This is a genomic window from Stenotrophomonas maltophilia (genome assembly GCF_004920835.1).
GTDB classification, from domain to species: domain Bacteria; phylum Pseudomonadota; class Gammaproteobacteria; order Xanthomonadales; family Xanthomonadaceae; genus Stenotrophomonas; species Stenotrophomonas maltophilia_AQ.
In genome coordinates this window covers 144,547-170,379 of sequence record NZ_QFHO01000004.1, presented here as the reverse complement: position 1 = coordinate 170,379, position 25,833 = coordinate 144,547, and the positions used below count along the sequence as shown (strand labels likewise).

Below are 25,833 nucleotides of genomic sequence, written 5' to 3'. Positions count from 1 at the left end.
GTTGCAGATCGTTGCATCTGTCCGGGTTTCGGGTGCGTTTCCGTCAGTACCAGTGCATTTCACCGCATCCTGCAAGGCCTTCAGCCACAGTGGCCGCTGTCCGTCTGCTCCCGCTGCGTCCACACTGTCCTGCATGACCGATCTCCATCGCCTCCGCGGCCGCATCACCGCGCTGGTTCTCAGTGAGGCCTGGCGCCGCCGTGCCGCGCTCTGGGGTGGTGCCGTGGCCGTGGCGCTGGTGGCCATCCTGTTTGCCAAGGCCAGTGACGCCGCTTTTCATGTATTCCAGCGGATCACAACGCACTCGCCGTGGTGGGCCCTGCTGCTCACGCCCGGCATCTTCGCGCTGCTGGCCTGGTTGACCGCCGGTGTGCTGAAACCCACGCGGGGCAGCGGTATTCCGCAGGTCATCGCTGCGTTGGACAAGCCCGATGAGCCATTCCGGAAGACCAATCTTTCGCCTGCGGTCTCAGCCGGCAAGCTGCTGCTGACCTCGATGTCGCTGCTCGGCGGCGCATCGGTCGGGCGCGAGGGTCCCACGGTGCATGTGGGCGCCAGCCTGATGTACCTGTTCGGCCGCTGGTTCGGTTTCAAGGATCCCCGCGAGCTCTCGCACTTCCTGCTGGCCGGTGGTGCTGCCGGCATTGCGGCGGCGTTCAACACACCGCTGGCGGGTATCGTCTTCGCCATCGAAGAGCTCAGCGGCCGCTTCGAGCATCGCTTCTCAGGCACGTTGCTGACCGCGGTGATCGTCGGTGGCGTGGTGTCGCTGGGCCTGCTGGGCAACTACACCTACTTCGGCCATGTGAGCGCACGCCTGCCGCTCGGCCAGGGCTGGCTGGCCATCCTGCTATGCGGCGTGGTGGCGGGCTTGCTGGGAGGCCTGTTCGCACGCGCGGTATTGGCCAGTGCGGCGGGCCGCCCGCGTTGGCTCGGGCAACTGCGGCAGCGGCATCCGGTTCTGTTGGCCGCAGGCTGCGGTCTGGTGGTGGTACTGCTCGCCCTGGTCTTCGGTGAAGGCGCGTTCGGCACCGGCTACGAGCAGGCGCGCAGCCTGGTGCAGGGGCAGGCGATGGTCGGCCATGAGTTCGGGTTGATGAAGTTGTTGGCCAACCTCGCGTCGTACGTGGCCGGTATTCCCGGCGGCCTGTTCTCGCCGGCGCTGGCAGTCGGCGCTGGACTCGGCCACAACCTGGCGGTGCTGATGCCGGGCGTGGACCCGCGCGCGTTCGTACTGCTGGGCATGTGTGCCTACCTGACCGGCGTCACCCAGGCGCCACTGACCTCGGCGGTGATCTCGCTGGAGCTGACCGACAGTGGTGATCTGCTGCTGCCGATCCTGGCCACGGTGCTGATCGCGCGTGGCGTGTCCGGGCTGGTGTGCAGGGTGCCGATCTACCGCGGGTTGGCGGAGTTGTTGATGGTGCCCCGTGCGCCAGACGTCGCGGGGGGCACCGATCCTGGAGCGCGGACCTGAGGCAGGCTCATGTGCCCTGGCGCAGCCAGGCCACCAGTGCCGAGAACGCGGGCGATGGCTGGCGTCGGTTCGGGTAGTACAGGTGGTAACCGGCGAAGGGCACGCACCATTTGTCCAGCACGGCCACCAGGCGCCCAGCCGCCAGATGCTCGGTGACCAGTGGTTCGGGAACATAGGCCAGCCCCAGACCGTCAAGCGCGGCGTTGATGACGTGACTCATGCTGTTGAACACCAGCGGTCCCTCCCCGCGCACGCTGAACTCCTTGCCCTTGTCCTCGAATTCCCAGGCGTAGATCGATCCGTTGGGACGGTGGCGGATGTTGATGCAGCGGTGGCGGGTGATGTCGGCCGGCTTCTTCGGCTTCGGGTGCGCGTCGAAGTATGCAGGTGAGGCCACTACGACCAGCCTCCAGTCTGGACCGACACGAACTGCGATCATGTCCTTGCTCAGCGCCTCACCCAGGCGGATGCCGGCGTCGAAACGCTGCTCGACCACGTTGGTGAACCCGTAGTCCACGTAGAACTCCAGCGTGATGTCCGGGTACGTGGCCAGGAAGCCAGCGAGACGCGGGCGGATGATCATCTCGATCGAATCGTCGGTACAGGAAATCCGCAGTGTTCCGGTCGGGGTGTCGCGCAGTTCGCCCAGTGCCTCGATGCTGGCGCCGATGGCCGCGAAGTGAGGGCCGATGGAGTGCATCAGACGCTCGCCGGCCTGGGTGGGCGAAACATTGCGGGTGGTGCGGGCCAACAGGCGGATGCCCAGTCGCTCTTCCAGCAGGCGCATCGAATGGCTCAACGCCGAAGGAGTGACGCCGAGGCGCGCAGCTGCCTTGGTAAAGCTCTGTTCCTGCGCGACAACCAGGAACGCCTGGAGATCATTGGATTTCACGAAGGCCATGGCGCTGCATCGTTCGGAGGCATGGCCGAACCCTAGCACGGACTTGTGAGCACAGCTCAGTAATCCATCAATCGGCAGGTGGATTATCAGGGCAGGCCCCCCCGCCTATCGTGGCGCCCTGCATCCTCCTCCAAGGCCACGACCATGAAGCGCACCTCCCTGCTGCTGGCGCTGATCACCAGTGCATTCGCCCCTTTGACCGTGATGGCCGCCGATGTTCCTGTTGCGGAAAAGCCGGCGGGCGCGGACAACTTCTACAGAAGCGCCGATGTATCCCGCGAGCGTGTGACGTTCCGCAACCAGTACCAGATGAGCGTAGTGGGTACGTTGTACCGCCCGAAAACCCGGCGCGGGAATGAGCACGCCCCGGCGATCATCGTCGGCCACCCGATGGGCGCGGTGAAAGAGCAGAGCGCGCAGCTGTACGCGCAGAAGCTGGCCGAGCAGGGCTTTGTGACGCTGGCGATCGACCTGCCGTTCTGGGGCGAAAGCCAGGGTGAGCCGCGCAATCTGGTGGCCCCGGAGATCTATGTGGAAGCCTTCAGCGCTTCGGTCGACTACCTGGGGACGCGCGAGTTCATCGATCGGGAGCGCATCGGCGTGCTCGGTATCTGCGGCAGCGGCAGCTTTTCCATCGCAGCCGCCAAGCTGGACCCACGCCTGAAGGCCGTCGCCACCGTCAGCATGTACGATATGGGCGCGGTTACACGCAATGGCCTGAAGCATTCGCAGAGCGCAGACCAGCGCAAGGCACTGCTGGAAAAAGCCGCCGAGCAGCGCTACACCGAGTTCGATAGTGGCAAGGGCGTCTTCCTCGATTATCTGCCGGCCACGCTGCCGCCCGATGCAGACCCGGTCACCCGTGAATTCTGGGATTTCTACCGCACCACGCGCGGCGCCGCCCTTCCCAAGGGCTATACGCTGGAACAGACCCAGAACCGCATGCTGACCAGCGAAGTGCGCTTCATGAATTTCTATCCGTTCAACGACATCGAAACGATCTCGCCACGTCCCATGTTGTTCATCGCCGGCAGCGAAGCGCACTCTCGTGAATTCAGCGAAGACGCCTACCGACTGGCGGGTCAACCCAAGGAGTTGTATATCGTGCCGGGAGCCGGCCACGTGGATCTGTACGACCGCACCGATTTGATTCCGTTTGCGAAGCTGGGCAGCTTCTTCAGGCAGAACCTGGCAGAACGTTGAGATGAGTGCTTCGATCGCATCCAACGCAACGGCGGAAGGCACTCCTGCGCGTGCGCATTGGGGCGGTGTGCTGGCGATGACGCTATGCGTGTTCGCTCTCATCGCTTCGGAGTTCATGCCGGTCAGCCTGCTCACGCTCATGGCCGCCGATCTGCGCGTAAGCGAAGGCATGGCCGGCTACGGCATCGCCATCTCAGGTGTGTTCGCGGTGCTGACCAGCCTGTCGATCAGCCGCGTGGCGGCTCGCATGGACCGCAGGACACTACTGCTGTCGTTGACCTCGCTGATGGCAGTCTCCGGCGCGGTGGTGGCATGGGCCAACGGCTATGCGATGTACATGGCGGGCCGCGCGCTGATCGGCATCGTCATCGGTGGCTTCTGGTCGATGTCCGCCGCCACCGCCATGCGACTGGTACCTGCGGCACAGGTGCCACGCGCACTGGCGATCTTCAACGGGGGCAACGCATTGGCAACTGTGATTGCCGCGCCGCTGGGGAGCTGGCTGGGCGGTGTGATCGGTTGGCGGGGTGCCTTCCTGTGCCTGTTGCCCATAGCGGCCGTCGCACTGGTGTGGCAATGGCTGAGCCTGCCCCGCCTGCCGGCATCGCCCGTCGCCGCGACCGACAGTGTGCTGGGCTTGCTCAGGCACCGCGTCGTGCTCCTCGGGATGGGGGCCTGCGGCGCATTCTTCATGGGGCAGTTCGCACTGTTCACTTATATCCGGCCGTTCCTGGAAGCCGTGACCCATGCTGGCAGCACCGCGTTGCCATTGATGCTGCTTGCCATTGGCGCGAGCGGCGTTGTCGGGACGCTCGTCATTGGTGTCTTTCTTGCGCGTGGTCTGTACAGGACCCTGATCGCAATCCCCGTACTGATGGCAGCTGTGGCTGTAGCGCTGGTGCCACTGGGCGCATACGCATGGCCGGTGGTGACGCTCCTTGCCATCTGGGGTTTCCTCGCCACCGCGGCGCCAGTGGGCTGGTGGAGCTGGGTCGCGCGGACCTTCACCGGCAGTGCCGAGGCCGGTGGCGGATTGATGGTGGCGGTAGTGCAGTGCTCGATCGCGCTGGGCTCCACCCTGGGGGGACTGTTGTTCGACAGTCTCGGCTATGCCAGCAACTTCATGGCCAGCGCCGGCGTCCTGCTGGTCGCCGCACTGTTGGCTTGGCGGACGGCAAAACGGGCTGCTCTGCTCCTGTAGGGCGCGCGCCGCAATTGTGGGGCGACAGCGGTCTGCACGATCTGCCGATAGGCACGTTCCATTGCTCGGATAATCAGGATCAATCATTTCGTATCTTCACTCCTGTAGTGAAGCTGATTCCCCGTTGCACCGTCTACCCGATGCCAGGTGCGCCGCTGAAGATGCATACACGCCGGGGCTGCACCCGGACCTGCATCGAGAGCAACCATGATCAACTGCCGTATCCGCCGCCTGGCGGCTGCCGTGCTGGCCCTGGCCAGTTCCCCCGCGCTGGCGCTGGCGGGCACTCCTGTGCTGCCCAGCGAACGCAGCATCGGTGTCATTGAGCCGGTGGCGCGTTTCGAAGGTGCTATGCCTACCAGCGTGGCGGTGTCTGAAAGCGGACGCATCTTCGTCAACTTCCCGCGCTGGGGCGATGAGGTGCCCTACAGCGTGGCCGAGTGGCGTGATGGTCACGCCGTGCCCTATCCGGATGCGCGCATCAACCGCAAGGACGGTCCCGATCCGACGGCCCACTTCATCAGCGTGCAGAGTGTGGTGGCCGATGGCCAGGGCCGGTTGTGGGTGCTGGATACCGCCGCGCCCGGGTTCTCTGCGCCGCAGGCCGGTGGCGTCAAGCTGGTGGCGATCGATCTGGCCACCAATACCGTGGCCAGAACGCTGGTGTTCCCGGCCAACGTCATCGACGCGCGCACCTACGTCAATGATGTGCGCTTCGATTTCCGTGTCGGCCACGAGGGCGTGGCCTACGTGACCGACTCGTCGCTGAGCGGAATCGGCGGCATCATCGTGATCGACCTCGCCACCGGCGCCGCATCCAAGCGCCTGGTCGGTCATGTGTCCACATCGGCGGATCCGGCATTCGTACCGATCGTGGAAGGGCAGCAGATGCGACTGCGCAATCCGGATGGTTCGACGCAGCCGTTCACCGTGGCCGCCGATGGCATTGCCTTGTCACCCGATGGCGGGACGCTGTTCTATACCCCGTTGTCCAGCCGTCATCTGTACAGCGTGCCCACCGTCTTGCTGCGCGACCCCAAGGTAAGTGAAGCGGCGTTGGCTGCGGCCGTGGTCGACCTGGGCGACAAGGGCGCCTCCGATGGGATGGAAATGGATGCCAACGGCCGGCTGTATGCGAGCGACTACGAGCACAACGCCATTCATGCCCGCGATGCGGATGGACGATGGACGACCGTGGTGCACGATCCGCGCATCCTGTGGCCGGATACCTTGTCGATGGGACCGGACGGCTACCTGTACTTCACCGCCAACCAGCTGCATCGGCAGGCCGGATTCAATGGTGGCGTTGATCGCCGGCAGACGCCGTACATGGTGTATCGCACCCGGGTGGATGCGAAGCCTGCGCCAACGCGGTGAGGTGATCGGGGCAGCGGGTGGGCGACAAAACTCCTACGGCTCGTTGAGGACACACCCGATGGCGACGCGCTGACGGCTGCGTCACGCTGAAGCGCATGTCTGTTTTCTTCGACGCGGGCCGCCACGTGCAGGCAGCACTTCGCGTGCTGCTACCACTCCGTTGCCTGGTCTGCGGTGACCCGGGCCACGATGGGCTCGATCTCTGCGGTGCCTGCCTGGCCGGACTGCCCTGGGCTGGCCGCACCTGCCTGCGGTGTGCACTGCCGTTGCCGGACAACGCGTTGATCGTCTGCGGTACCTGCCGTGAGGAAGCACCGCCGCAGGCCGCCACGCATGCCAGCCTGCTGTACCTGCCGCCGGTCGACCAGCTGCTGGTGCGCTACAAGTTCCATCAGGACCTCGCCGCCGGTCGCCTGCTGTCACAGTTGATGCAGCGGGCACCGCCGCCCTGGTCATGCCCACCGCTGGTGCCGGTGCCGTTGCACGGGCGCCGCCTGCGCCAGCGCGGTTACAACCAGGCGGCAGAACTGTGCCGCCTGCTGCCGATGCCGGTCTGGCAGGGGCTGTACAGGCGGCGCCACACCGCGCCCCAGTCCGAACGCACGGCCGAACAGCGCCGGGAGAACCTGTTCGATGCCTTCGATGTACGCCGTCCGGTGCCACCGCGACTGACGGTGGTCGATGACGTGATGACCACCGGCAGTACGGTGATGGAGATTACCGAAACGCTGCGCTGCGTGGGAGTTGGAGAGGTGCGCGTATGGGTGTGCGCGCGGGCGCCGTGATCGTCCTCTTCATCCACAGGGGCTAGGATGAGGCCGGTTCCGGATCGAAGGAGTGGCCATGAATTCCCCCTTGTCTCCCTTGCTGTCGGCGGTTGGGCGCAGCTGGTGGATCCTGCTGCTGTACGGGCTCGTCGCACTGGGTTTCGGCATCGTTGCCATTGGCTGGCCGCTGTCCGCGGCGATGGCACTGGCGTGGACACTGGGCGTGATGGCCATCGTTGAAGGTGTCATCAGCCTGTTCGCACTGATCAGCGGCGGCAGCGGTGCCTCGCGTGGGTGGTTGGCGCTGTATGCCATCGCCTCGCTGGGCTTCGGCATCCTGGCGGTGATCAATCCGCTGGCCACCGCCAGCGTGCTGGTGCTGTTCCTGGCAGCGTGGCTGCTGGTGGCAGGTATCTATCGCATCGTGTTCGCGATACGCGTGCGCAAGCAGATCCAGGGCGAGTGGCTGCTGATCCTCAGTGGCGTGCTGGCGGTGGTGCTGGGCCTGCTGTTTGCGGCCAATCCGTATGCAGGCGTTGCGGTGACCACGCTGTGGATCGGCATTGGCAGCCTGCTGTATGGGCTGCTGCAGGTGCTGGTGGCATTCAAGCTGCGGAAGCTGAAGTGAGGGCTGCGCTTCCGCTGTTGCTGGGCATGGCGTTGATCCTGACCGGATGCATGCCGGGCGCCACACCCGGTGCCTGGGCAGGCAAGGATCATGCGCCACGACCCGGAGTGGATGTGCGCCTGAGCGCGGTCGATGCAGCCGGCAAGGGCACGCCGGTACAGTGGCAGGGCGAAACCCTGGCCCTGCGCGAGCCGCCGATTGCCGGCAGCGCAGACATCGCCGATGTGCGCTACGTGCTGGACGAACGCAAGCAGCCGGGCCTGCAGATCCGCTACCGGCCGGAGGCACATCAACGCATCCACGATGGCACCGCTGCCTTGGTGGGCCAGCGTGCGGCGCTCAGCGTGGATGGCCGCGTGCTGATGGTGGCGACCGTGCAGGGGCCATTCGGTGAATCGATGATGCTGAGCGGGTTGTCCAGCGTTGCCGAAGCGCGGGAGCTGGCCAGGCACATCACCGGCGAATGACGGGCGCGCCAACACCCCCGCGCTGCGTGCGGAGGTCGACCAAGGTCGACCGCTACCGGGCGAACCGCGCTTCGATCTCTTCCAGCGACTTGCCCTTGGTCTCCGGCAGCCAGAGTGCAGCCACCAGGAAGAACACGAAGGTGCACGCCGCCCAGAACACGAACATGCTGGCGTAGCCGTAGTGGCCCACCGTGGGCAGGAAGATGGCGGCGATGGTGGTGGATACGAACTGGTTGATCAGCAGCGCGATGCTCATGCCATTGGAGCGGATACGGTTCGGCATCAGCTCCGACAGTGCCAGCCACACGCATACGCCCGGACCGACCGCGAAGAACGCGACGAACGCCAGGATGCAGGCGGCCACCGCCCAGCCATGTGCAGGCGGCGGCACCGGGCCGATGCGGGCCTGTTCGATGCGCAGCGGCGCCTGCGCAGCAGCGGCCGGGTCGGCGAACGGGTTCAGGCGCAGTTTGCGGAAGAACGCGCCGATCACGCTGTCCGGCTGCACAGTGCCTGCGCGCTCGATGCGCAGCTCGCGATCAATCAGGTTGTCGCTGCGCAGGGCGCGCACGTTGGTGAAGTCACCGTAGGCGTAGGAGACGGTCAGCTGCATCGGCCGGCCTTCGCTGTCGATGCCAGCGCCCAAGCGCTGCCACTGCGTATCGTCCAGTACCAGCTGCAGGCCATCGCCGCTGACCGCCGCCTGCAGCTGCGGCTGCACGTCGGTGCGACCGCGTTCGGCCTGGAAGAACAGCGTCGCCGCTGCCAGCAGGGCCACGCAGATGCCGCCACTGCCAAGCATCAGCAGGAACTTGCGGCCCTTGCGGTCGACCAGCAGCAGTGCGACCACGGTCATCACCGCGTTGAGCAGCTTGATCGCCACGTCGGCGCCATTGGCCACCGAGCCGGACAGGCCGGCCTGGTTGAGGATGTTCACCGCGTAGGCCAGCACCGAGTTGATGCCGGTGGCCTGGGTGCAGGCCAGCACTACGCACGCGAGCAGGAACGGCACCACATAGCGGCGGCTGAGCAGCGGGTCGCGCTTGCCGCTGCTGCTGCTCGATTCCGGCGCCTGGATCTGTGCAAGCGTGGGCTCCACCTCCGAAGCAGGCAGCACGCGCTGCAGGCTGCGGCGTGCGTCATCGATGCGGCCGCGGCGCACCAGCCAGCGCGGTGACTCGGACAGCCAGAAGATGCCGGCGCAGAACAGCAGGCCCGGCGCCAGGCAGGTCCAGAAGATGGTGCGCCAGGCGTGGTCCTTCACCGCAAACAGCTCCTGCGCCTGCTGTGCCACCGGCAGCGAACGCACGGCTTCAGCGGCGGCATCCACCGCATGCGCGTGATAGAGGCCGATCAGGGCCGCCAACACCAGGCCGATGGTCAGCAGCAGCTGGAACATCGCCGCGCCGCGCCCGCGTCGTTCCGGGCTGAGCACTTCGGCCAGGTACAGCGGAATCACCACGCCGATCAGGCCGCCACTGATGCCCTGCAGCAGCCGGCCGAGCAGCAACGGCGTGTAGCCCGAGGCCAGCGCCATGATCGGAATCGAGGCGGTGAACAGCAGGCCGGCCAGCAGCATCGCGCCGCGGCGGCCGATCAGGTCGGCGACCATGCCGGCGAACAGCGAGGACAACACGCTGCCGAGCAACACCGCCGCCACGACGAAGCCGAGCTGCTGGCTGCTGAGCTGCCAGGCGTGGCTGGCGGTGGCTTCAAGATAGGGCAGGGCACCGGCGATGATGCCGATGTCGATGCCGTACAGCAGGCCACCGAGGCCGCCGATGAAGAGCAGGTAGCGTACGGGCCAGCGCGGAGCGGTGGAAGCGGGTACGGCAGGTGCAGTGGCTGCGGTCATCGACTCGTTCCTGGACTAACGGGATGGTGCGTGGCTGATGCAATGCGCTTGCGCGCCTTGTGTGCGGCATCCGGGCCGCATGGCCTGTGTCAGTTCAAATCGACCACGCGTCCGCCCACCACCACCTGCTGCAGGCGCAGCTCGGCGTCCAGCACCACCAGGTCGGCGCGGGCGTCGGGCGCGATGCGGCCGCGATCGTCCAGGCCGAGATACGCGGCGGGGAACGTGGAAACACGCTGCGAGGCGTCGGCCAGGTCCAGGCCCACTTGCACCAGATTGCGCAGCGCCTGGTCCATGGTCAGTGCGCTGCCGGCCAGCGAACCGGTGGCCAGGCGCACGCAGCCGCCGCACTTGTGCACGCGCTGTTCGCCCAGGGCGTACTCGCCATCGGGCATGCCGGTGGCGGCGGTGGCGTCGGTCACCGCGTACAGGCGCGGAATCGCGCGCGCGGCCAAGCGGATTACGCCGGGGTGGATGTGCTGCAGGTCGGGAATGATCTCGGCGTACTGCGCATGTGCCAGTGCCGCCGCCGCAATGCCCGGGCGATAGTGATCGACGCCGGTCATGCCGTTGAACAGATGGGTGAAACCGGATGCACCGGCCTGCAGCGCGGCCACGCCTTCCTCGTAGGTGCCAGCACTGTGACCAAGCTGCACGCGGATGCCCATTGCCGAAAGCGCGGGAATCAACGCGGTGTGCTCGCCGATCTCCGGAGCCAGCGTCATCACCCGGATCGGTGCCAGCGCATGCAGCTGCTGCACCAGTGCCAGCGTCGCCTCGATCGTGCGGTTCGGCTGCGCGCCAAGACGCTGCGGGCTGATGAACGGACCTTCCAGATGCACGCCGGCAATGCAGGCGGCTTCGGCGTCGGGCGCTGCCATGGTGGCGGCCACACCCTGCAGTGCGTGCTCGATCTCGTCCAGCCCGGCGGTCATGGTGGTCGCCAGCAGCGTGGTGGTACCGAAGCGCAGATGGGTGCGGGCGATGGTGCGCGCCACGTCGCCGCCCTGCATCAGGTCCACGCCGGCGGCGCCATGCACATGCAGGTCGATGAAGCCGGGCAGGATCACCGGCAGCTGCAGATCATCGGCACCGCTGTGGTCGTCCACCTGCAGCTGGCGCACCTGCGAATCGAAGTGGACGTAGCCGCGTCGCCAGCCCAGCGGGGTGAGGATGCGGCCATGCAGGGTGCGGGTGTCGGTCATGCGGTGGGCTCGGCGATGATCACTTCGATGCCCAGCCGCTGCAGCCCCTCACGGGTCGCATCGTCGATGCCGGCGTCGGTGATGATGGCGTGGATCTGATCCAGGAGGGCGATGCGGTGCAGGCTGACGCGGCCGAACTTGGAGGCGTCGGTCAGCACCACGATGCGGCGTGCGCGCTCGACCATGCGGTGGTTGAGGCGGGCTTCGGCCTCGTCGTGGGTGGTCAGACCGAACTGCAGGTCCAGGCCATCCACGCCCAGGAACAGGGTGTCGAAACTGTAGGAGTTGAGGCTGGCTTCGGCCTGGCTGCCCTGCAGCGACAGCGACTGCTGGCGCAGCAGACCACCGGTCAGCAGTACGGTAATGCCCGCCGCATTGGCCAGTTCCCAAGCGATGTTCAGGCCGTTGGTCATCACCGTTACATCGCGATGCGCGCGCAGGTGGCGGGCCAGGGTCATCGTTGTCGAGCCGGAGTCGATGATGATGTTGTCGCCGGGCTGCACCAGGCGCGCGGCGCGCGCACCGATCGATTCCTTCAGCGGCAGGTTCAGCGCGTCCTTCTCGTGGATGTCCTGTTCCTGCGGCGGCGTGCGCACCAGGGTGGCACCGCCGTGGGTGCGGTTGGCCAGGCCCTGCGACTCGAAGTGGGTCAGGTCGGCACGGATGGTCACCGCCGACACGCCAAAGCGCTCGACCAGATCGGCCACCTGCACCGAGCCGTGCTCGATCAGCAGTTGCAGGATCTGTTGCCGGCGGGAGCGGGTGTTGCGCATGGCCATTCTCGGTTTCGCGGGAAAAGGTAGAGATTAGCCGTTCGCAAGAACGGCGGCAGCCGAACCTGCGTTCTGCTCGCGGGTACCGGCCTGGTTGGCGCTGCAGGCGCGGGCGTATTCGCCCAGGCACAGGCCGATACGGTGCTGCACCAGCGCGGTGGGCGTGTTGGCCAGGGTTCCCTCGCGCACGGCGCGGTACTGCTCCGGCAGGTACTGGCTGAGCAGCACCAGCGGCGGCGCGTGCTGCTCCAGGTTGGCGAACAGGGTCTGCACCGCTTGTAGCAGCGCCGGCTCGCCCCAGTAGTAGCGACAGCGGTCGCTGAAGGAATAGCTGCGCAGCAGGCGCAGCGCGGCGTCATCGCCCTGGTAGTAGGACTGCCAGTATTTCGGCTGCGCCAGCATCACCTCGTCCAGTACCTGCGGCAGGCGCGAGCACTGCGCGGCCGGCAGCAGCTCGGCTTCGATCGCGGCCAGCGCGAACAGCGCTTCGCGGTAGGCGAAGGTCGCCGCCGGGCCGACCTTTAGGATGGCGAAGTGGTCGCGCACCAGCGCGTGCAGGCCACTCTCGCGCTGGTAATCGGTGGAGTGCGCCTCGAACACGATGCGCGGTTGCTGTTCCAGGAAATCAGCCAGCGTGCTGGCGGCGGCCGCGTCGTACTCGTGCACGCTGCTGTGGTCGAAGTCCACGCCCGGCTGCACCACCATCGCGATCACGCGCTGCCACGCATCGCGCAGCTGCGGCGTGTCGAACGCCTGCTGGTGGATGGCCAGGGTCTGCGCGGCGGCGGCCGGCGTGGTGACCTGCAGGCCTTCGGCCAGCGAGGCTTCGCCACCGGGAATCGGCACTTCGGTACCGATCACGTAGACCGGCGGCGGCAGGCTGTGTTCGGCGGCGGTGCGTTCGGCGATCTCGGCCAGCTCGGCCGAACGCGCGGCGACGATGGCATCGGGCAGCGGCACCGGGTCATCGGCGCAGGACATGCTGCAGTCCAGGTGGATCTTGTGGAAACCGGCGGCGACGTAGGCTTCGATCAGCGCGCGCGCGTGGGTCATCGCTTCGGCGGCCGGGCGCTTCTGCCAGGCGTTCGGACCAAGGTGGTCGCCGCCTAGGATCAGCCGTTCGCGCGGGAAGCCTTCTTCATCGGCCAGCGTGCCGACGTAATCGCGGTACTGCGGCGGGGTCATGCCGGTGTAGCCGCCGAACTGGTCGACCTGGTTGGAGGTGGCCTCGATCAGCAGCACGGTGCCATGCGCCAGCGCCACGTGCATGGCCGCGCGCAGCACCTGCTCGTTGCTGCAGCAGACGCTGTACAGGCCGACGTTATGGCCGGCGCGGTGGGAAGCAAGCAGGGTCTGCAACGGGGACATGGTCAAGCTCCGGACATCAGGAAAACGAGGGTTGGCAGGCGAGCAGGGCAGCACCACGTGCGCCACCGGCATCGCCGAAGCGTGGCGGCACGATGGGCGGTACCTGCACGCCGTTGAACAGATGCGCGGCGATGGCCGCAGGCAACTGCTGGTACAGCGGCGCATACTGCGAAAGACCACCGCCGAGCACGATCACGTGCGGGTCCAGCGCCAGCACCAGCGCGGCCAGGCTGTGGCCGAGCAGGTCGCGATGGATGTCCAGCGCCTTGCGTGCGCGGGCATCGCCGGCTTCGGCCAGTGCGATCACTGCGCTGGCGTCGGCGGCGCTGCCACCGAGGTGGCGTTCGATCATTGCCACGCCACTACCGGACACGTAGCGCTCCACGCAGCCCTGCAGGCCGCAGGCGCAGTCGATCAGCGGCAGGCCGTGGCGCTGCAGCAGGTGGCCCGGCACGCTCCAGTGGCCCCATTCGCCGGCCAGGCCGTTGAAGCCGGACAACAGGCGGCCCTGCAGGCAGAAGCCGCCACCGGCACCGGTGCCGAGGATGGCGCCGAACATGCTGGGGTAGCCATCGGCGGCGCCACCATGCGCCTCTGACAGCGCAAAACACTGCAGGTCGTTGCCGAAATGCAGCGGGCGCTGCAGGCGTGCCTGCAGATCAGCCGCCACGCTGTGGCCGGTCAGCGCGGGAACGTTCGCGCTGAGCTGGCGGCCGCTGCGGCGGTCGCGCACGCCGGGCAGCGCAATGCCGATGGCCGCGTCACTGCGGCCCAGCGCCGCATCGGCCTCGACCACCAGTTCCACCACCGCCTGCAGGAAACCGTCGTAGTCACCCTGCGGGGTGGCCACGCGGCGGCGCCAGGTGACCTGCATCGCCGCATCGCACGCCACCAGTTCGATCTTGGTGCCGCCAATGTCGATGCCGTAGCAGGCGTGGGCGATCAGCTCAGCCATGGTGGATGGTGACGCCCTTGACGACGCGGTTGACGGTGCCGTCCGGGAACGGATTGTCGGGGGTCAGCCCGAGCGCAGCCGAGCGCTGCAGCGCGAACAGCTGCGCAAAGCCCAGCCACACCGGCGCCAGCCACGGATCATCCAGTGCCGGTACGGTAAGGGTGTATTCGTCATCGGCGCCGATATCCGAATGCGGGCCGATTGCCAGTACCTGGCCGGCCACGCCATCGCGGCGCAGTTCTTCCAGCAGGTCCTGTTCGTAGCGGCGCGCCAGCGGCTGCACGCTGCGCAGCACCACCACCAGGGTGTTGCCATCCAGCGTCGACTTCGGTCCATGACGGAAGCCCAGCGGCGTGTTGGCCAGCGCCAGCACGCGGCCGGCGGTCAGTTCCAGCACCTTCAGCGCGCACTCGCGTGCCAGCGCTTCCAGCGGGCCGCTGCCGAGGTAGATGATGCGGTTGAACGGGCGCTGCGCCAGCGCCGCCACCGGTGCATCCCACTGTGCCTGGCCTTCGCGGGCCAGCGCGGCAATCTGTTTCAGACGCGCGATACGCGCATCCCACGGCGAACGATCAAACACGGTCAGCGCGGCCAGCAGCATGCAGGTCAGGCTGCTGGTCATGGCGAAGGCACGGTCGCAGCTGGCCGACGGCATCAGCAGGGTGCAGGTATCGGCACGGCCGGCGCCACGACGGGCCAGTTCGCCATCGGCGTTGCAGGTGATGTCGAGGAAGCGCGCGTCATCCACGTCGCTACGCACGCGGTCCACCGCTGCCACGCTCTCCGGGCTGGAGCCGCTGCGGCCGAACGAGACCAGCAGGGTCGGGCGGTCGCGCTGCAGGTACAGCGCCGGGTGGGTCAGCAGGCTGGTGGTGTGCACCACGCGCACCTCGGCCGGCCATTGCGCATTTATCGCATCGGCCACCATTTCGGCGATGAAGCCTGAGCTGCCGGCGCCGGTGAACAGCACGCGCTGGTTGGGATCGTTGAGGCTGTCGCCAAGGAAGGCCTGCAGGCGGTCGCGGGCACGCGACAGGTCCTGTGCGAGGGCTTCCCACAGCGCAGGCTGCTGGGCGATTTCGGTAGCGGTATCGGCTCCGCCAAGGCGCTGCCAGGCGGACACATCGGAAAGCAGGGTGACGTCCATTCAGAGGTTCCAGTTGGTCCAGCGCACCATCTTCGTTTTCTTTCGAAATGTCAAATACCGAAAGTAAAAAGAAAGATATAGCGGTGATGACTTTCCTCGTGCGGCATGACTCTGGAAACGAAAGAAACCGCCGGATGCCGTATCGCACAATGCTTAACAGGCGAATGCAAGCGGTTACACAAAGTATTGCACCGCAACAACTTTCGTTTCATCTAAATATATCTTCCTTTTTCCTTTCAATTTGTTGACATCTTTCGAATCGCTGCCCTAGAGTCGGCCCAACCGCTTTCGAAACGCCCGGTGAACGGGTTGGGAGTCCGTGTGGAAATCTGCGTTCGTCGCTCGCCGCTGCTGCTGGCCCTGTTGCCGGCATTGATGCTGGCGTCCATGTCGGCCCGGGCCGAGCCGGTCGGCAACCTGCGCTCGGTCAGTGCCAGTGCCAGCACCGACGGTGTAAATGGCTGGGACCTGCAGACCGACAACGGCACGCGCATCCGCATTGAACTGCCGGCCACCGACATCATCCGCGTGCAGGCCGGCCGCAACGGCAAGCTGACCGGTGCTGGCGACAAGGCGGCGCCGATCGTACTGCCGCAGCCCAAGGCGAACGTGCAGGCGCAGCTGGAAGAAGACGCACAGGAAATACGCGTGCGCACCGATGCACTGGTGCTGCATGTGCAGCGGCAGCCGTTGCGCCTGCGCCTGGAGCGCCTGGACAACGGTCAGCCCACCGCGCTCTGGCAGGAACTGCAACCGCTGGATCTGGATGCGGCGCAGAGCGTGCAGGTGCTGTCCTCGCAGGCCGATGAAGGCTATTACGGTGGCGGCCAGCAGAACGGCCGTTACCAGTTCAAGGGCCGCGAGCTGGAAGTGTCCTATTCCGGCGGTTGGGAAGAGGGCGACCGCCCCAGCCCGGCACCGATGCTGCTGAGCAGCCGTGGCTGGGGCATGCTGCGCAATACGTGGAGCGATGGCAGCTACGACCTGCGGCAGAGCGACCAGGCCACCCTGCTGCATCGCGAAGACCGCTTCGATGCGTACTACTTCGTTGGCGCCGATCTGCCGAAGCTGATCGAGCGCTACACCCAGCTGACCGGCCGCCCGAACATGGTCGCGCGCTGGGCGCTGTCCTACGGCGATGCCGATTGCTACAACGACGGCGACAACAGCAAGAAGCCCGGCACCGTGCCCGAGGGCTGGAGCGACGGCCCGACCGGCACCACCCCCGACGTGATCGACAGCGTAGCCAAGCAGTATCGCGCCAATGACATGCCCGGCGGCTGGATCCTGCCCAACGATGGCTATGGCTGCGGCTACAAGCAGTTGCCGGAGACGGTGAAGGGGCTGGCCGGGTACGGTTTCCGCACCGGCCTATGGACCGAAAACGGCGTCGACAAGATCGCCTGGGAAGTAGGCAAGGCCGGCAGCCGCGTGCAGAAACTGGACGTGGCCTGGACCGGCAAGGGCTACCAGTTCGCGATGGATGCCAACCGCCAGGCGTTCAACGGCATCCTGGACAATTCCGATTCGCGCCCGTTCCTGTGGACGGTAATGGGCTGGGCAGGCATCCAGCGCTATGCCGTGGCGTGGACCGGCGACCAGAGCAGCAGCTGGGACTACATCCGCTGGCATGTGCCGACCCTGGTGGGTTCGGGCCTGTCCGGCATGGCCTACGCCAGCGGCGATGTGGACGCGATCTTCGGCGGCAGCGCCGAGACCTTCACCCGCGACCTGCAATGGAAGGCGTTCACCCCGGTGCTGATGGGCATGAGCGGCTGGTCGTCGAATGCGCGCAAGCACCCGTGGTGGTACGACGAGCCCTACCGCAGCATCAACCGCGATTACCTGAAGTTGAAGATGCGCCTGACCCCGTACATGTATGGGCTGGTGCATGAGGCTGCGCAGACCGGTGCACCGCCGGTGCGTGGCCTGATGTGGGACAACCCGCACGATCCGCACGCGCAGGATGAAACCTACAAGTACCAGTTCCTGCTCGGCCGCGACCTGCTGGTTGCACCGGTGTACCGCAGCCAGGCCGCCAGCCGTGGCTGGCGCCGCGACATCCACCTGCCCGCCGGCGGCTGGATCGACTACTGGGATGGCCGCCGCGTGCAGGCCGCCGCCGATGGCCGCCAGCTGGACCGCCAGGTGGACCTGGCCACCCTGCCGGTGTTCGTGCGTGCCGGTGCGATCCTGCCGATGTACCCGTCGATGCTGTTCGACGGCGAGAAACCGCTCGATGAAGTGACCTTCGACCTGTACCCGCAGGGTGATTCGCAGTACACGCTGTACGAAGATGACGGCAACACCCGCCGCTACCAGCAGGGCGAATCGAGCACGCAGCGGATCCGTGTGCAGGCGCCGGCACAGGGCAGTGGCCCGGTGCAGGTGCAGATCGATGCGGTACAGGGCCAGTACAACGGCCAGCTGGCACAGCGCCGCTATGGCCTGCGCGTGCTCAGCCGACAGGCGCCGCGTGCGGTGCAGGCCGCTGGCCGCGCGCTGCCGGCGCTGGCCGACGCGACCGCATTCAACAGCGCCAGCGAGGGTTGGTACTTCGATGCCAAGGAGCGTCGCGGCACCCTGCATGTACGCACCGCGGCGCAGGACATCCGCCAGCCGCTGCAGCTGCAGCTGGACTTCGCCGTCACCGCAGCGACCGCCGACGATGCCTATCCGGCCGCACCGGTGCTGGGCCGCGAACTGCCGGCCGACAGCCTGTTGGTGGTCAACCGCCCGGCCGAAGAACCCGGCCATGCGCTGGAAAATGCCTTCGATGATGATCCGGCCACCTGGTTCCGCAGCGTGCGCAACCAGGCCGTGCGCACCGGTGCCCATGAGTGGGTGATCGGTTTCGGCGAACGGAAGATGATCGATGGCATCGACATCGCGCCGCGCAACGACAAGAACTGGAAGCACGGCCAGGTGCGCGACTACGAGGTGTACCTGGGCGACAGCAACGGCGAGTGGGGTGAACCGATTGCCCGCGGTCGCCTGCAGCTGAAGGAAGGCATGCAGCGCATCGACTTCCCGGCCCACGCCGGCCGCCTGCTGCGTTTCCGTGTGCTGAGCGTGCAGAACCCTGAAGGTGACGGTGCCTCCAGCACCGATCCGATGGTGACCGCTGCACAGGGCAGTGCGCGTGCCTTCGACGCGCTGCAACCGCGCGACGTCGGCCCGATTGCGCTGTCCACCTTCCACATCCTCGAACACCAGGAACCGGAGCGACCGGCCCGGCAGCGCTATCTCTCCGAGCTGCCGGTGCCGGCCGCGCTGGCCAGCCAGCTGCGCACCGACCAATCGTTCCGTGGCGACGCCGGCATGCGCATGAACGGCCTGCAGTTCCGCCGTGGCCTGGGTGTCGGCGCCAACAGCCGCATCGACCTGCGCCTGCAGGGCGGCTGGCACCTGCTGCGAGCCGACCTCGGCATCGACGACGCCTGCCGCACTGCCGGTGGCCTGCAGTTCCAGGTCTGGGGTGACAACCGCCTGCTGTACGACAGTGGCCTGGTGAAGGCTCCCGGCGTGGTCAAACCGGAGCTGGATATCCGAGGCCTTTCCACCCTGAGCCTGCGCACGCTGGGTGCGCAGGGCAGCCAACCCGCCCAGGTCTGTGCCAACTGGGCCAACGCCGTGCTGATCGGCCAGGAGGGCGACTCCGCCAGCCTCGTCGCCCCATGACCCCCTCGTAACACCGCTCCTCCCCCCGCCCATTCCGACTGCGGCCCTCATGGCCGTGGCCCGGGAGCGTTTTGCCCGCCGATTCACCATTCGCGCCGCACCCCTGCCAGGAGAGAACCCCGATGTTGCCCGCACGCCACCACCGCCCCCCCTGTCGTTCCATCGCCCCGCTGACGCTGGCCATTGCCGGCGCACTGCTCTCGGCCGCCGTTCCTGCCGTTGCTCAGGAGAGCAAGGACAAGGCTACCGACCTGGCCCGCATCGAGGTCACCGGTTCCAACATCCGCCGTACCGACGTTGAAACCGCCTCGCCGGTGCAGGTGATCAGCAAGCAGGACATCCAGAACATGGGTGCGCGCACGCTGCTGCAGGTGCTCGACAACCTGCCGGCCGCGCGGCCAGCGCAGCAGGATGCGCGCTCACTGTTCACTGGTTCCGACGGTGCTTCGCAGGCCAATCTGCGCGGCCTGGGTGCACAGGGCACGCTGGTGCTGCTGAATGGTCGCCGCCTGTCGTACTACGGTGCGCCGGCGGGCTTCCAGACCCAGTTCGTCAACATCGATGCGATCCCGGCTGCGGCCATCGAGCGCATGGAAGTGCTGACCGACGGCGCTTCGGCCGTGTACGGCACCGACGCGGTGGCCGGCGTGATCAACGTGATCACCAAGCGTAACTTCCAGGGTGCCGAGGTCAGCTTCACCAGCGATACCTCCTCGCGCATTGACTCCTACGGCGAGCGCCAGGCCAGCATCACCGCTGGCTTCGGCGACCTGACCGAGAACCGCTTCAACATCTACGGCGCGGTGAACATGTACCGCCGCGATGCGATTCCGCTCAGCGATTTCTACGACAAGCGGCCCGACCAGTACTACGTCAACAATCCGAACTATCTCAACAACCTGCGCCTGGGCGTGGGCAGCAGGCCGGGCGAGTTCAACCCGGGCAGCTACTTCGCCTTCGATCCGGTCACCGGCCGCCGCGTGCAGGAAGCCGCACCGGGCTGCAAGAACGTGCTGACCAGTGAAGCGGCCGGTCCGCGTTGCGTCTGGGAAACCTGGATGAACAACGAGATCGATGCCGGCGCCAAGTCCGAGCGCAACACCGCCTACCTCAACGGCACCTTCCTGGTGGGTGAGAGCACCGAGATCTTCGCCGAGGCGACCTACACCGACATCGACCTGCGCGCCAATGGCGGCACGCCGCGCACCTACGGCACTACCACCGGCAACCCGACCAGCTGGTTCTCGCGCAACACCGGCAACAACGTCAACCAGTTCCTGTACCCGTTCCTGGGCCCGAACAACGAGTACAACCACGCAAGCCCTGAAATGAAGGCGATGATGGGCGGAGTGGTCGGCCTGAACTACCTGCTGCAGGATGCCGGCGCCAACTACTTTGGCCAGCGCAACACCGACAAGAGCTACCGCGTGCTGGCCGGTGCGCGCGGCAGCAGGGGTGACTGGAACTGGGAGACCGCGTTCGCCAGCGCGGGTACCCACTCCACCACCTATCAGACGATCAACGTCAATACCAAGGGCTTCGAGAAGGCCTTCGGTCCGTACACGATCGATCCGGGTACCGGCCGCGTGATCATCTCCGACCACCCGGCGTACAAGTTCGGCGAGATCAGCGAAGCCAACGCTGCATTGATCCGTGAAGCGTTCCCGACCTTCGACATCCAGTCGTGGACCCGCCTGCACACCCTGGACGGCAAGATCGAAGGCCCGCTGTTCCAGCTGCCGGCCGGTGAGATGCGCGCCGCGTTTGGCTTCAACGCCAGCCGTGAGACCTTCTATACCCCGGGCAACGCCGATGCGGCCAACGGCCTGATCACCCAGCAGGGTGGTTCCTGGTTCGATGGCAAGCGCAACACCTACGCGCTGTTCGCCGAGACCGTGGCGCCGATCACCGACAAGCTGGAACTGGATGCGGCGGTGCGCGTGGACAAGTACCCGAACTTCAGCGCCAACATCGCGCCGAAGATCGGCTTCAAGTACCAGGCGTTCGATCAGCTGATGCTGCGCGGCACCTACTCCACCGGCTTCCGTGCACCGAGCCTGGCCGAGTCCGGCAACGGCGGCGTGTTCGCGCAGCTGGGCGGCTACCGTGACGAGCTGCGCTGCAACGAGACCAACGCCATCGCCAACCTGCTGCTGAGGTCGCAGCGCCCGGGTGACGTGGATCTCGGCAAGAACCTGCTGAACGTCGATTGCAGCCGCACCGTGGCACGCATGACCCAGCCGAACAAGGACCTGAAGCCGGAGAAGGCGAAGATCGCTACCCTTGGTTTCGTCTACGAGCCCGCAACCTGGCTGTCGGTGTCGGCCGACTACTGGTTCATCTACCGCGACAATGAAATCGTTGCGCCGGACTACCGCCGCATGGAAGACATCATCTCCTCGTCGCGTTCGCCGATCACCGACAGCGACCGTGCCAACCTGGCGCAGCTGGCGGCGATGTGTGCCGACCCGGCCAGTGGCGTGAACTGTCCCTCGACGCTGCCAGGCTACTCCGCCGGCAACGTGGCCAGCGTGGTGGGCCAGTACAAGAACCGTGGCAAGACCCTGATCGACGGCTTCGACATCGACGCGCGCAGCCGCTTCTCGCTGGGTGATTGGGGCAACCTGAACATCGGCCTGGCTGCCACCATCGCCAACCGCAACCGCTTCTACATGGATGAAGCGAGCGGCTGGTACTACGGCGACGTGGTGGGCTACTACAACAACCCGCGCCTGCGTGCCACGCTCAATGCCGACTGGACCTACAAGCAGGTGACCACCAGCATGTTCGTCAACTACGTGGGCGGCACCAAGTGGGCCACCGACCAGGTTGATGAGGTGAGCAACAACAAGGAAACCTGCACCGGCGGCTATCTGGCCCTGCAGAAGAGCAAGTGTGATGGTGCACCGTCATGGTGGACCGCCAACATGAGCGTCACCTGGCGCCCGGATGATGCGTGGAACCTGAGCTTCACCGTCAAGAACCTGTTCAACCGCCTGCCGTTCTACGACCCGAACAGCTTCCTGGGTGACTCCAGTGACTACGCAACGATCTTCGGTCGTGGTTACAGTGTGACCATCGGCTATCGGTTCAAGTAATTCCGTTTGCGTGACCTGGCGTGCCGGCTGCGGCCGGCACGCTGCCAAGAGGAGAGATGTTTGCCATGAAGCGTAGGGAATTCATCGCGGCCAGCGCCGCTGTCGCCGCCAGCAGCCTGCTGCCGCAGACCCCGGCCTGGGCACGCGGGCGCAAGGTGCGCCTGGCCATGATCGGTACCGGCATGCGTGGCCTGGTGCTGCTGAAGGAACTGGTGCGCCGCGAAGACGTCGAGGTTGTCGCCGTCTGCGATATCGAGCCGATCATGCTCGGCCGCGCCGTGGAGATGGTCAGCAAGGCCGGCAAACCGGCCCCGAAGACCTACGGCCAGGACCGCGACACCAACGCCTGGAAGCGCCTGCTGGAACAGAAGGGCATCGATGGCGTGATCATCGCCACGCCGTGGGAGTACCACGCGCCGATGGCGATTGCCGCGATGCAGGCTGGCGTGGCAGTGGGCTGTGAAGTGGTGGCCGGCATCACCCTGCAGGACCACTGGGACGTGTTGAAGACCCAGCTGAGCACCGGCACCCCGTACATGCTGCTGGAGAACGTCTGCTACCGCCGCGACGTGATGGCCGCGCTGCAGATGGTGCGCCAGGGCCTGTTCGGTGAGCTGGTGCACCTGCAGGCCGGCTACCAGCACGACCTGCGCGGCGTGAAGTTCAATTCCGGCGACCCGAACCAGCCCTACGACAGCGGCGTGGAATTCGGTCCCAAGGGCTGGAGCGAAGCCCGCTGGCGCACCGAGCATTCGGTGGAGCGCAATGGTGAGCTCTACCCCAGCCACGGCATCGGCCCGTGCGCGATGTACACTGGCATCAATCGCGGCAACCGCTTCACCCACATCAACGCCTTCGCGACCAAGGCGCGGGGCCTGCACGAATACACCGTGGCCAAGAGTGGCGGCACCACGCATCCCAGTACCAAGGTGAAGTTCAAGCTGGGCGACATCGTGACCACCACGCTGGCCTGCGAGAACGGCGAGACCATCCTGCTGCAGCACGATACCTCGCTGCCGCGCCCGTACTCGATGGGCTTCCGCGTGCAGGGCACCAAGGGCCTGTGGATGGATGTGAACCATTCGATCCACATCGAAGGCCGCAGCCCGCCGCACCAGTGGGAAGAGTTCAAGAAGTACCAGGACGAGTATGAGCACCCGCTGTGGAAGCAGAATGCCGAGACCGCTGCCAGCGCTGGTCACGGTGGCATGGACTGGTTCGTCATCCACGCCTTCGTGGAGGCGCTGAAGGCCAAGGCACCGATGCCGATCGATATCTATGACGCGGTTACATGGAGCGCGATCACGCCGCTGAGCGAGCAGTCGATCGCCAACAGCTTCCAGACGCTGGAGTTCCCGGACTTCACCGCCGGTGCGTGGAAGCAGCGTAAGCCGATCTTTGCGTTCGACGGCAGGTATTGATCCGCTCACTGTAGAGTCGAGTCATGCTGGACTGTTTTGAACACAACGCCGGGCACTGCCCGGCGTTGCTGTATGTGGGGCCCCCCTGCCACGCCCATGCTAGGCTCGGATACGTACCTGGCAGATGACGCCAATCGGTGGAGAGGAGCTTCCGGATGCGCGTGCTGACCTTCACGTGTCCACTTTGCGGCGCTGCCGGGCAGCGATTCCCGCTGCTTTGCGCATCGAGACGGCAGGCGAAGACGGCATGCAGGGAATGTGGCGTGGTGCTGCGCTCGGATCCCCGCTTGGGCCTGCATACGCTCTACCTGCTGTATACGCAGATCGTCGTGCTGCTGGCTGCATTGCCCATGATCTGGGCCTATGCCTCGGGTAGATGGTTCTGGTTGGCTGCGATCTGGGCCGTGGTGTTGGTGTTGTCCTGGTTCCCCGGCGTGATCAGGCACGCACGAAGTCCGATCGTGCGCGCCTGCCGGGATCCCGATTACAGCTATGCGCGCAGGCCGGGTGCTTCCACTACGCGCGCTGCTGCAAACGCTGGGCAGGGTAGCGACGTGCCAAATGCCAGCCCATGATCCGGCCGATCATTGCCCTCCTGACCGCAAGCCTGGCCGCGTGTGCATCGCACCCCGCCGATGCCGTGCAGTGCCCCGAGGCCACGATCACCTACATCGGCAGTGAAACCGTGGATGCCGTGGTCCTTGGCAGGTTCCAGATCAGTACGGAGGGATCGCAGGCACTACGACTGCCACTGGCCAGCGTGGATCGGCAGGCACATGCACACGCAGTATTGACCGATATCCGCGACGAACACGGTCTGGCCTGGCGTCCCTTCAGTGTTGTTCTGGAAGAGCCCAAGCCGCCGGCTGCGGACCTGGTGGTTGCACGTGGTGAGATTGAAACCTTCCTATACGACGGCAAGGGCGCCTTCCTGTCCGGTGCGGTGCAGAAAGGGCAGGAGCTTTCCATCGTCGTGCGCGATCTTCAAGGTTGCGCACATCGCTCGATGCCGTTCGCTCCTGAGCCGCGTTGACGTGGAAGTGCAAGCGAGAGGCCTGGAGTGACGGGTACGAGCAGAGAAAGATGGCGCGCCCGGAGGGATTCGAACCCCCGACCAATGGCTTCGGAAGCCACTACTCTATCCGGCTGAGCTACGGGCGCGTTGTAGAACCGCCGCGCCCTCGGAACCTGCCGGGACGGGCATCAAGACACCCGGAAGGGGCCGTGAGGAGAGCATTCTATCTGGTTTCCCCGGATAAATCTCAACCCACCCGTCGTCAAGGCCGGGCTGGCCCGAATGGGGTTCAGGCCGTCTGCTAAAATTTCACCCCTGACTCAGCAGTTGAACGGAAAGAGCATGGACAAGCACGATAAGATTTTTGTCGCAGGACACCGAGGACTGGTGGGTGGGGCCGTGGTGCGCCGTTTGCAGGCGTTGGGCTACGACAACCTCTTGCTGGCAGGGCGCGAGCGTGTCGATCTCAGGGATCGCGCGTCGGTCGAAGCGCTCTTCGAGGCCGAGAAGCCGGCCATCGTCGTTCTGGCTGCAGCCAAGGTAGGCGGGATTCATGCAAACGATGCATATCCTGCCGAATTCCTGTTTGAGAACCTGCAGATCCAGAACAACGTGATCGACGCAGCGTACCGCCATGGTGCGAAGAAGCTGACTTTCCTCGGCTCGTCGTGCATCTACCCCAAGTTCGCCGAGCAGCCCATCCGTGAGGACTCGTTGCTGACGGGGGGGCTGGAGCCTACGAACGAATGGTATGCGATTGCAAAGATTGCGGGCATCAAGATGTGCCAGGCGTACCGCAAGCAGTATGGATTCAATGCAATCAGTCTGATGCCGACCAATCTTTATGGGCCGGGCGATAACTTTGATCTGCAGAACTCGCATGTGCTTCCGGCGCTGCTGCGAAAGTTCCACGAAGCCGCCGAGCGCAATGACAGCGAGGTCGTCATGTGGGGTACGGGGACGCCACGCCGTGAGTTCCTCCATGTAGACGACATGGCAGCCGCAACGGTCTATCTGACTGAGACCTACGAAGGCTCGGACATCGTCAATGTTGGTGTCGGTGATGACATCAGCATTCGCGAGCTTGCGGAGCTGGTGAAGGATGTCACAGGTTTCAAGGGCGAAATCCGCAATGACACCAGCAAGCCCGATGGCACCCCGCGCAAGCTGCTGGACGTCTCACGGTTGAATGGATTGGGCTGGAAGGCTTCGATCGAGCTTCGGGAAGGCGTCGAACAGACGTATCGCTGGTTCCTCGACAATCAAGGGCGCCTGCGCGCCGCCTGAGGTCTTG

At 65.8% G+C, this 25,833-nt stretch carries 20 protein-coding genes and 1 tRNA gene; 13 read left to right on the top strand and 8 right to left on the bottom strand.

Translation table 11 applies throughout. The features are described from left to right. Positions 1-133: 133 nt before the first annotated feature. Complete coding sequence (locus DI041_RS05145; protein ID WP_136639186.1) at positions 134-1,477, top strand: chloride channel protein; 1,344 nt, start codon at positions 134-136, stop codon at positions 1,475-1,477. 7 nt (positions 1,478-1,484) lie between these two features. On the opposite strand, the gene DI041_RS05140 is transcribed toward DI041_RS05145, so the two are convergent. Further along, on the bottom strand, positions 1,485-2,378 hold the full coding sequence (locus DI041_RS05140) for a LysR family transcriptional regulator (RefSeq protein ID WP_049444277.1): 894 nt from the start codon (positions 2,376-2,378) through the stop codon (positions 1,485-1,487). A gap of 144 nt (positions 2,379-2,522) precedes the next feature. On the opposite strand from DI041_RS05140, the gene DI041_RS05135 reads away from it, so the two are divergent. The 6 genes from DI041_RS05135 (at position 2,523) to DI041_RS05110 (ending at position 8,021) form a co-directional block, all read left to right on the top strand. After that, complete coding sequence (locus DI041_RS05135) at positions 2,523-3,581, top strand: alpha/beta hydrolase (RefSeq protein ID WP_049444280.1); 1,059 nt, start codon at positions 2,523-2,525, stop codon at positions 3,579-3,581. Between the two features lies 1 nt (position 3,582). Then, positions 3,583-4,782 carry an MFS transporter gene (locus tag DI041_RS05130; protein ID WP_136639185.1) on the top strand — a complete coding sequence of 400 codons (1,200 nt, stop codon included), beginning with the start codon at positions 3,583-3,585 and terminating at the stop codon, positions 4,780-4,782. Between the two features lie 207 nt (positions 4,783-4,989). Next, positions 4,990-6,159, top strand: a complete 1,170-nt coding sequence (locus DI041_RS05125) for an L-dopachrome tautomerase-related protein (RefSeq protein WP_136639184.1) — start codon at positions 4,990-4,992, stop codon at positions 6,157-6,159. A gap of 95 nt (positions 6,160-6,254) precedes the next feature. Continuing rightward, positions 6,255-6,944 (top strand): ComF family protein, encoded by a 690-nt coding sequence (locus DI041_RS05120; RefSeq protein WP_136639183.1) that lies wholly within the window; start codon positions 6,255-6,257, stop codon positions 6,942-6,944. Between the two features lie 58 nt (positions 6,945-7,002). After that, the gene (locus DI041_RS05115; protein WP_021203354.1) at positions 7,003-7,554 is read left to right on the top strand and encodes an HdeD family acid-resistance protein; all 552 of its coding nucleotides are present in this window, start codon (positions 7,003-7,005) and stop codon (positions 7,552-7,554) included. Continuing rightward, positions 7,551-8,021, top strand: a complete 471-nt coding sequence (locus tag DI041_RS05110) for a SecDF P1 head subdomain-containing protein (protein WP_136639182.1) — start codon at positions 7,551-7,553, stop codon at positions 8,019-8,021. The genes DI041_RS05115 and DI041_RS05110 overlap by 4 nt, the downstream gene beginning before the upstream one ends. A 52-nt stretch (positions 8,022-8,073) precedes the next feature. On the opposite strand, the gene DI041_RS05105 is transcribed toward DI041_RS05110, so the two are convergent. From DI041_RS05105 to DI041_RS05080, 6 genes are all read right to left on the bottom strand, one after another. Beyond that, on the bottom strand, positions 8,074-9,876 hold the full coding sequence (locus tag DI041_RS05105) for an MFS transporter (RefSeq protein ID WP_136639181.1): 1,803 nt from the start codon (positions 9,874-9,876) through the stop codon (positions 8,074-8,076). An 89-nt stretch (positions 9,877-9,965) separates the two neighbouring features. After that, positions 9,966-11,081 (bottom strand): N-acetylglucosamine-6-phosphate deacetylase, encoded by a 1,116-nt coding sequence (nagA, locus tag DI041_RS05100; RefSeq protein WP_136639180.1) that lies wholly within the window; start codon positions 11,079-11,081, stop codon positions 9,966-9,968. After that, positions 11,078-11,854 carry a DeoR family transcriptional regulator gene (locus DI041_RS05095; RefSeq protein WP_014038836.1) on the bottom strand — a complete coding sequence of 259 codons (777 nt, stop codon included), beginning with the start codon at positions 11,852-11,854 and terminating at the stop codon, positions 11,078-11,080. The genes nagA and DI041_RS05095 overlap by 4 nt, the downstream gene beginning before the upstream one ends. A 33-nt stretch (positions 11,855-11,887) precedes the next feature. Then, complete coding sequence (locus DI041_RS05090; RefSeq protein WP_136639179.1) at positions 11,888-13,222, bottom strand: D-tagatose-bisphosphate aldolase, class II, non-catalytic subunit; 1,335 nt, start codon at positions 13,220-13,222, stop codon at positions 11,888-11,890. Positions 13,223-13,238: 16 nt separating this feature from the next. After that, positions 13,239-14,177, bottom strand: a complete 939-nt coding sequence (locus DI041_RS05085) for an ROK family protein (protein WP_136639178.1) — start codon at positions 14,175-14,177, stop codon at positions 13,239-13,241. Further along, positions 14,170-15,324, bottom strand: coding sequence for an SIS domain-containing protein (locus DI041_RS05080; protein ID WP_136639177.1), 1,155 nt, complete (start codon positions 15,322-15,324; stop codon positions 14,170-14,172). The genes DI041_RS05085 and DI041_RS05080 overlap by 8 nt, the downstream gene beginning before the upstream one ends. Positions 15,325-15,645: 321 nt before the next feature. Here DI041_RS05080 and DI041_RS05075 point away from each other — a divergent pair, with 321 nt between their 5' ends. The 5 genes from DI041_RS05075 to DI041_RS05055 all read left to right on the top strand — a co-directional run bounded on the left by DI041_RS05075 (position 15,646) and on the right by DI041_RS05055 (position 24,557). Further along, the gene (locus tag DI041_RS05075) at positions 15,646-19,005 is read left to right on the top strand and encodes a TIM-barrel domain-containing protein (RefSeq protein ID WP_136639176.1); all 3,360 of its coding nucleotides are present in this window, start codon (positions 15,646-15,648) and stop codon (positions 19,003-19,005) included. A 122-nt stretch (positions 19,006-19,127) separates the two neighbouring features. Next, a complete protein-coding gene (locus DI041_RS05070; protein ID WP_136639318.1) occupies positions 19,128-22,103 on the top strand; it encodes a TonB-dependent receptor plug domain-containing protein in 2,976 nt (991 codons plus the stop codon). A 65-nt stretch (positions 22,104-22,168) separates the two neighbouring features. Continuing rightward, positions 22,169-23,524 (top strand): Gfo/Idh/MocA family protein, encoded by a 1,356-nt coding sequence (locus DI041_RS05065; RefSeq protein ID WP_136639317.1) that lies wholly within the window; start codon positions 22,169-22,171, stop codon positions 23,522-23,524. Positions 23,525-23,679: 155 nt separating this feature from the next. Further along, on the top strand, positions 23,680-24,099 hold the full coding sequence (locus DI041_RS05060; protein ID WP_136639316.1) for a hypothetical protein: 420 nt from the start codon (positions 23,680-23,682) through the stop codon (positions 24,097-24,099). Further along, on the top strand, positions 24,096-24,557 hold the full coding sequence (locus DI041_RS05055; RefSeq protein WP_136639315.1) for an adhesin: 462 nt from the start codon (positions 24,096-24,098) through the stop codon (positions 24,555-24,557). The genes DI041_RS05060 and DI041_RS05055 overlap by 4 nt, the downstream gene beginning before the upstream one ends. Positions 24,558-24,608: 51 nt before the next feature. Here the strand turns inward: DI041_RS05055 and DI041_RS05050 are convergent. Then, positions 24,609-24,685: transfer RNA gene (locus DI041_RS05050), tRNA-Arg, on the bottom strand. Positions 24,686-24,881: 196 nt separating this feature from the next. Between DI041_RS05050 and fcl the strand changes: the two genes are divergently transcribed. Beyond that, complete coding sequence (gene fcl / locus DI041_RS05045; protein ID WP_136639314.1) at positions 24,882-25,826, top strand: GDP-L-fucose synthase; 945 nt, start codon at positions 24,882-24,884, stop codon at positions 25,824-25,826. The last annotated feature ends 7 nt before the right edge of the window (positions 25,827-25,833 follow it).